Below are 7,020 nucleotides of genomic sequence, written 5' to 3' on the forward strand. Positions count from 1 at the left end.
TACCCGCTCGCTGGTCGTCGTCGACGCCGGCCGGTCACCCGATATCCGCGGGTGGCCGGCCGGCGCTACGAGCGGAGCAATCCGATCACCGCGGCCGACTTCGGCTCGTCGAGGAACCGCAAGCCCATGAAGTTGTCGCCGGCGCTGAAGCCGGGCAACGCCCAGATCTCTTCGTACGGCAGCCCGACGCGGCGGTAGTGCCGCAGGCTGTAGACGTTGCTGAACAAGCACTTCCCCGGATCCGGGGTCCACAAGCGCCGCGCGAACCCGGGATTGCGGAAGCAATGCCCCACTTCCGCGGCGGCTTGGACGTGCTTGCGGCCGGTGAGCAGGACGATGTCGCCGGTGGTGACGGTGTCCATCCGGCGGTCGTACTTGTCCTTGGCGCCCCAGAACCGCGCCCGGCCACCCGGGTGCAGTGCGGTCAGGCGGGCGAGATCGGGCGGCTCGAGCAGGTCAGCGAACTCGCCGAACTCCACGGTCTGGTCGAGGGACGCCGCCCCGTACCGGCGCGCGTCCGCGGTGCCGTAGGACGGCTGGATGAAGACCTGGGCCACGGCCCTACGCTAGCGGGCCCCGGCGCCTCCTTCATCCAGGTGGCCTAATTGCCTGGTGGAAGGCACAAAGACGATTGATCCGCCGCAGGTCGGGGTACTTCTGCGACACAACGCCACCCCACCTTCCGCGGCGCTCTCGCCGGATCGCCGCGCGTCCATCCGGAGATCATCATGAACGACTCAGGAGCCTGGCACGACAAGTTGCAGCGTCAGCAGGAAGCGATCCAGCGCAAGCGCAGCGAACCCCCGACCACCGGCACCGTCACGCCGGCCCGGTGACCGCCGCCCAGCCACCGAGGACCATCGAACGATGCCCGCCGTCCCCTGTCCGTCAAGGGTTTCCGGCGGGCATCGTCGCTTTCACCGCAGCCCGGCGGTCGGCCCCAGCAGCTCGGTGAACACCGTGACGGCGCGGTCGATCGCGTCGTCGTCGACACCGGCGTGGGTGACCGCGCGGATGCGGTCGGTCCCCAGCTCCTCCACCTTGACACCGCGGCGGCGGGCCGCCTCGATCAGGGTGCGGGTCGTGTAGCGGTCGTCGCGGACCTTGAAGAACACCATGTTCGTCACCGGCGGGCCCGGGTCCAGGCGGACGCCGGGGACGCGCGAGAGACCGCGGGCCAGGCGTGCCGCGCGGGCGTGGTCGTCGGCCAGGCGTTCGGTCATCTCGGTGAGCGCGACGATGCCGCAGGCCGCGATCATCCCGGCCTGGCGCATGCCGCCGCCGAGCATCTTGCGCATCCGGCGGGCCGCCGCGATCGTCACGCGGTCCCCGACCAGCACCGAGCCGATCGGCGCGCACAGGCCCTTCGACAGGCAGATCTGCACGGTGTCGGCGTGCTTGGCGATCTCCGCCGCGCTGACGCCCAGCGCGACCGCGGCGTTGAACAGCCGCGCGCCGTCGAGGTGCAGGGCGACGCCGTGCGAACGGATCAGCCGCGACACCTCGCTCAGGTAGTCCAGCTGCAACGGCAGCCCGCCGCAACGGTTCTGCGGCGTCTCCAGGCTCAGCACGGCCGGCGGCGCGATCTGCGGGTCGCTGCGGTCCACCGCGAGCGCCTCGGCGATCGCGGCCGGGTCGATGGTGCCGTCGGCGAGGTTGGGCAGCGGGTCGTAGACGATGCCGCCGCACAGCGACGCGCCACCCGCTTCGTAGACGTAGACGTCGGACTCGTGGCCGACGATCGCCTTGCCGCCGCGCGGGCAGTGGGCCAGCAACGCGGTCAGGTTGGCCATCGTGCCGCTCGGCATCAGGCAGCCCGCCTGCTTGCCGAGCAGCTCGGCCGAGAGCTGCTCGAGGCGGTCCACGGTCGGGTCCTCGCCGTAGACGTCGTCGCCGAGCGGAGCGCGGGCGACCGCCTCGAGCATCGCCGGGGTGGGCAGGGTGAAGGTGTCGCTGCGGAGTTCGACGTGCGTGCCCTGGGCGGGCACGGCTTCCGGGCGCAGGGTCGCGAGGTCGTCGGCGAAAGTCGTCACAACAGGCTCCTAGAGGTCAGCGGGTGGTCATGCGGTCGCGGAGGCTCCGCGGGCGCATGTCGGTCCAGACGGCGTCGATGTGGGCGAGGCACTCGGCACGCGGGCCGGTGACGCCGGCGCTCAGCCAGCCCGGCGGCAGGTCGCGTCCGGCGGGCCAGATCGAGTACTGGTCCTCGTCGTTGCGGACGACGGTGTAGCTCATGAGGCGCTCCGGGTGTCGATGAGCGAGCGGACGGCGTCGTCGAGGCCGACTTCGGCCTGGCTCCAGCGCCAGCGGCGTTCCTCGACGTCGGCGCGGACGCGGGCGAACGCCGTCTCGGCCTCGGTGACGGCGGCGAGCACGGAGTCCCGCGCCGGGCCGCCGCCGTGGGCGGCGTGCTGGGCGACCTCGGCCGGGTCGAGCGCCGCGAGGACGTGCTCGGGCTGCCCGGCCAGCCGGGTCCGGGCGACTTCGTGCAGCGGCAGCCCGGCGTCGAGGGCGTCCTTGGCGATGGCGCCGACCTCGTGGTGGGCCTGCCGGAACGGCATCCCGGCGTCGACGAGCCGTTCCGCCAGGTGCGTGGCCGCGGTCTGGCCGTCGACGGCCCGTTCGTACATCCGCTCCGGCACCGGCTCGGCCCCCTCGACGACCAGCCGCAGCAGGACGACCGCGTCGGTGGCCGCTTCGAGCGCCGACCACGCCGGGGCCACGGCCTCCGTGCCGACGGCGATGGCGTTGGTGAACCGGGCGGTGGCCATCGCGCTCGCCGACGCGGTGAACGCACCGAGCGGTGCCAGCGCCCGGCCCTGGACGTGCTCCAGCAGGAACGGGTTGCGCTTCTGCGGCATCATCGAACTGGACCCGACGACGTCGTCGGCCAGCCGCAGCAGCCCGGCCTCGGCGCTGGTCCACGCCTGCAGGTCGTGGGAGACGCGGCAGAGAAGCACCCCGAGGACGGTGGCCGCGGACAGCTGCCGCAGCACCAGGTCCCGCGACGCGACGGCGTGCAGCGAGTTCGCCAGCGGCGCGGCGAACCCGAGCAGCGCGGTGGTGCGGTGCTGGTCGACCGGCAGCGACGTCCCGCCGACCGCGCCCGCGCCGAGCGGGTTCTGGTCGAGCTCCGCCCCGGCCTGCCACAGCCCTTCGACGTCGCGCACCAGCGCGCTCGCCACGCCGGCCAGGTAGTGCCCGTAGGTGATCGGGACCGCGGGCTGGTGGTGGGTGTAGGCGGGCATGGTGACGCCGGCCCAGCGCCGCGCGCGCTCCAGCAGGGCGCGGCCGAGGGCGTCGGACTCGGCGAGCAGCCGCTCGTGCGGCTCCCGCAGCCGCAGCCGCACGACGGTGGCGTTGAGGTCGTTGCGGGACCGTCCACTGTGGAGGATCCCGCCGACCTCGGCGCCGAGGGTGTCGATCAGGTACGACTCGTAGGCGAGGTACCGGCCACGGGGCGCGGGGACCTCGTGCAGCGGCGCGAACCGGTGCGCCCGCAGGTTTTCGATGCCCGCGAGGAGTTCGGCGGCACGGCCGGCGTCGACGATGCCGCGTTCGGCGAGCATCACGACGTGGGCGCGGTCGACCTGGCTGATCAGGTCCAGCTCGGCGGCGACCGGGTCCGCCGCGGGGGCGGTGTCGCGGTCGAAGAGGATCTCCCGGGCCGCGGCGGCGACCGGGCTGCTCAGCCGTCCTGTGTCGCCCTTGGCGATGGTCATCGGGGTGCTCCTTCCGGGGTGTCCGGGTGGGGTGCGGGACCGTCCGGGTCCCGTTCGTCGCCCGCGCGATCGGCGCGGGCTTCGGCGGTCTGCGCGACGGTGGTGATCAGGAACCGCAGCGTCATCGGGTTTCTCCTCGGGGGATCAGGGCTTCGCGCAGCCGGTTCAGCCCCGCCACCGCGGCCGCGCGGCCGGCGCGGGGCCGGTCCGCGACGGCCAGCACGTGCCCGGCCCGGTCGCGGTAGTCCCGGGCCGGCCGGACGGCGGTGCCGTCGGGCCGGTAAAGCCGGGCTTCCACGACCCCGGGCACGGCGGCGGCCGCGGCGATGGTGTCCCCCGCAGCGACCACCGACGCCGACGACGCGGTGAGGAACCGCAGCGAGGCGCACACCCGCCGATCCGGCCGCAGGCCCGGCTCGGCCCCCAGCACCGCCGCCACCTGCGCCGCCACCAGGTCGACGCCGGTCGCCGCGCGGACCAGCTCCGGGATCATCCCGCCCGCCAGGCGCGGGTTGACCTCCATCAGGCGCGGGCCGTCCGGCGTGAGCCGGATTTCGACGTGCGCGGCCCCGAACCCGAGGCCCAGCGCGCTCACCGCGGCCCGGGCGGTGTCGGCCAGCGCGGTTTCGTCCGCGGGCGGCAGCGCGGCCGGGGCGTCGTGACCCACCTCGACGAAGAACGGCGCCGGCCCGAGGTGCTTGCGGACGATCGCCACGACGACGTCGCCGAAGAGCTCGACCGAGTACTCCGGCCCGCTCGCGTACGGCTCCACCAGCACCTGCGCCGGCACGGGCAGGCCACGTTCGTTGTGGGTCACCGACAGCAGCGCCGCCGCCTGGGACGCCACCGACTCGGGTGTCTCGCACCGCAACACCCCGACGCTGCCCGAGCCCTCGGCCGGTTTGAGCACCACCGGGAACTCGGTGGCCGCCGCGACCGCCGCGGCCACCGACGTCACGACCGTGCACTTCGGTGCCATCGCCGCCAGCGTGGCGCGCTGGTGGGCCTTGTTGCGGCAGTCGGTGACGGCGTCCGGGTCCGGGCCGGGCAGGCCCAGCTTCGCCGCGATCCGCGCCGCGACCGGGATGAAGTACTCCGAGCTGGTCGTCACCCCGGCCGGTTCGCCGATGTCGGCAGCGAGGACCGCACACGGGTCGGCGGTGTCGACCTGCACGACGCGGACGCCGTCTTCGGCCGCGTACGGGTACCGGTCCGGGTCGGCCGCCGCCAGCACCGGCTCGTAGCCGAGCTCGCGGGCCCGGCGGGCGAACAGCCGTCCGGTGCCGGTGGTGTTGCTTTCGACGAGCAGCAGGGTCCGCATCACGCCGCCGCGGCGGGCGCCAGGCCGCGCCGGCCCCAGTTCAGCCACGTCCACGAGCCGCCGGGCTCGGTCGGCGCGACGACTTCGTACGGCTCGGCCGCGCCCGGGTGCGCCAGCCCCTGGGCCTGCAGCCACTCGTCGGAGTAGACGGTGTCCTGGTAGCGGTAGCCCTCATCGGGCAGCAGCGCGACGACCGTGGCGTCCGGGTTCCGCCGCGACCACCAGTCGGCGACCTTGAAGGACGCGCCGCTGGTCGGGCCCATGAACAGGCAGTGCCGCGCGTACAGCTCGCGAGTCGCGGCGAACGCCTCCGCGGCGCCGATCCAGTGCACCTGGTCGTAGCTTTCGTGCGCGACGTTGGGCGGCACCAGGCTGTTGCCGAGCCCGCGCAGCACCCGCGGGCCGTCGGGCTGGCCGAAGATCGCGCTGCGCTGGGTGTCGACGCCGATCAGGTTCAGCTCGGGGGCGAGCATCCGCAGGAACGAGCTGGTGCCCGACGTCGACCCGCCGGAGCCGACCGCGCCGACCAGGCAGTCCGGCACGCCGATCGTCTCGGCGAGCTGCTCGGCGACCAGCGCGTAGGACGCCGGGTTGTCGGGATTGCTGTACTGGCCGGGCACCCAGTGGTTCGGGTACTCCGCACGCAGCTCCTCCAGCCGGTCGAGCCGGGCGCGCTGGAACCCGCCGACCGGGCTGGGCTTCGGGCAGATCTCGACGCGGGCGCCGAGGTGCTCGAGGCGGCGCTTCAGCGGGGCGTCGATCGCCGGGTCGCCGACGATCGTGAGCGGGTAGCCGCGCAACCGGCAGACCATGGCGAGGCCGAGGCCGAAGGTGCCCGAGGACGTCTCGAGCACGGTGGTGCCGGGGCCTACGTCGCCGCGCTCTTCGGCGCGGTCGAGCATGAACCGGGCGGGCAGCAGCTTCATCAGGCCGAAGGCGGCGACGTGGAAGTTGGGCCGGATGCGGATGATCCGGGGCAGCTCGGTGGCTTCCACGACGGACCGGCTGACAGCGTGGCTGACGGGGGTGGCAAGGGTCATCGGACTCACCTCTCGGTTTCGAACTGCCAGGTTTCGGTGACATCGAGCCGGGTCGCGGCGAACTCCAGCCGGGCCGGGGTTTCGGCGTCGGCCGCGTCGAAGATCAGGCCGGCGACGTCGCCGCTGTGCGCGACCTGCACGCCGGCGGCCCCGGCGGCGCGGGCGACGGCGAGGATGTCGTCCAGCCCCGGGATGGGCAGGTGGCGCTGGTTGAGCAGGGTGCTGGCGGTGGCGACGCGGCCGAGCAGCCGCGCGTCGCCGTCGTTGACGGCCCGGCGGAGCAGGCCGCGCAGCGGGCGGAACGCTTCGATCTCCCACGACGTGTAGCGCGCGGGCGGGAGTTCCAGGGTGTCGACGCCGCGGCCGCCCGGGCTGGTGCCGAAACCCAGCACGGCCAGCGGCATCAGCTCGCCGAGGTCTTCGATCGGCTCGCCTTCGCGGTGTGCGAAGACCACCGCGCGGCCGCCGTACATCAGGGAGTCGGACGCGGTTTCGGCTTCGACGGCGAGCGCGCCGACCTCGGCCGGGGCGAGCCGGCGGCCGGTCGCGGCGAGCACCGCGCCGATCGCCGAGGTCACGTCCGCCGTCGACGACCCGAAGCCGCGGCACAGCGGGATGTCGCTGGTGATGTCGAGCAGCCCGCCCGGCACCGGGTACCCGAGCCGGGCCAGCGTCAGGTCGGCGGCGCGGCGGGCCTTGCTGCGCCACGCGGGCCGCACGGTCGTACCGGCGTCCTCGGTGGGCAGGAACGTCGCGCGGGTGCTGTAGAGCGGGCAGGGCAGCGTGACCAGGCCGCGGCGCAGCTTGTCGCCGGTGACGAAGACCCCTTGCAGGATCTCGCCGTGGTGGGCGTCAACGCGGAAGCTGCCCGCGCGCGGGTCGGTGACGGTAGCCGGGGCGGGTGCGGCGACCGCGAGGTCCTCGGTCATGGCGTTCT

The 7,020-nt window shown here is 74.1% G+C and carries 8 protein-coding genes; all 8 read right to left on the reverse strand.

Annotated features, from left to right (window positions below; all coding sequences use genetic code 11):
* Positions 1 to 65: 65 nt before the first annotated feature.
* Complete coding sequence (locus OHS18_RS06190) at positions 66 to 557, reverse strand: hypothetical protein (RefSeq protein WP_328616276.1); 492 nt, start codon at positions 555 to 557, stop codon at positions 66 to 68.
* Positions 558 to 917: 360 nt separating this feature from the next.
* Positions 918 to 2,033 (reverse strand): GntG family PLP-dependent aldolase, encoded by a 1,116-nt coding sequence (locus OHS18_RS06195; protein WP_328455164.1) that lies wholly within the window; start codon positions 2,031 to 2,033, stop codon positions 918 to 920.
* Between the two features lie 16 nt (positions 2,034 to 2,049).
* Positions 2,050 to 2,235: an MbtH family protein gene (locus tag OHS18_RS06200; RefSeq protein ID WP_328455162.1), complete on the reverse strand. Its 186-nt coding sequence runs from the start codon at positions 2,233 to 2,235 to the stop codon at positions 2,050 to 2,052.
* Entirely contained in the window at positions 2,232 to 3,722 is a 1,491-nt protein-coding gene (locus OHS18_RS06205) for an argininosuccinate lyase (protein ID WP_328616277.1), read from the reverse strand. The genes OHS18_RS06200 and OHS18_RS06205 overlap by 4 nt, the downstream gene beginning before the upstream one ends.
* Positions 3,719 to 3,847, reverse strand: a complete 129-nt coding sequence (locus OHS18_RS06210) for a hypothetical protein (protein ID WP_328455158.1) — start codon at positions 3,845 to 3,847, stop codon at positions 3,719 to 3,721. Before OHS18_RS06210 ends, OHS18_RS06205 begins: the two co-directional genes overlap by 4 nt.
* The gene (locus OHS18_RS06215; protein ID WP_328616278.1) at positions 3,844 to 5,043 is read right to left on the reverse strand and encodes an ATP-grasp domain-containing protein; all 1,200 of its coding nucleotides are present in this window, start codon (positions 5,041 to 5,043) and stop codon (positions 3,844 to 3,846) included. Before OHS18_RS06215 ends, OHS18_RS06210 begins: the two co-directional genes overlap by 4 nt.
* Positions 5,043 to 6,083 carry a pyridoxal-phosphate dependent enzyme gene (locus OHS18_RS06220; protein ID WP_328616279.1) on the reverse strand — a complete coding sequence of 347 codons (1,041 nt, stop codon included), beginning with the start codon at positions 6,081 to 6,083 and terminating at the stop codon, positions 5,043 to 5,045. Before OHS18_RS06220 ends, OHS18_RS06215 begins: the two co-directional genes overlap by 1 nt.
* A gap of 5 nt (positions 6,084 to 6,088) precedes the next feature.
* On the reverse strand, positions 6,089 to 7,012 hold the full coding sequence (locus tag OHS18_RS06225; protein ID WP_328455152.1) for a GHMP family kinase ATP-binding protein: 924 nt from the start codon (positions 7,010 to 7,012) through the stop codon (positions 6,089 to 6,091).
* Positions 7,013 to 7,020 lie beyond the last annotated feature (8 nt).

Origin of the sequence: Amycolatopsis sp. NBC_00355 (assembly GCF_036104975.1) — a bacterium.
In the GTDB taxonomy this organism is placed as follows: domain Bacteria; phylum Actinomycetota; class Actinomycetes; order Mycobacteriales; family Pseudonocardiaceae; genus Amycolatopsis.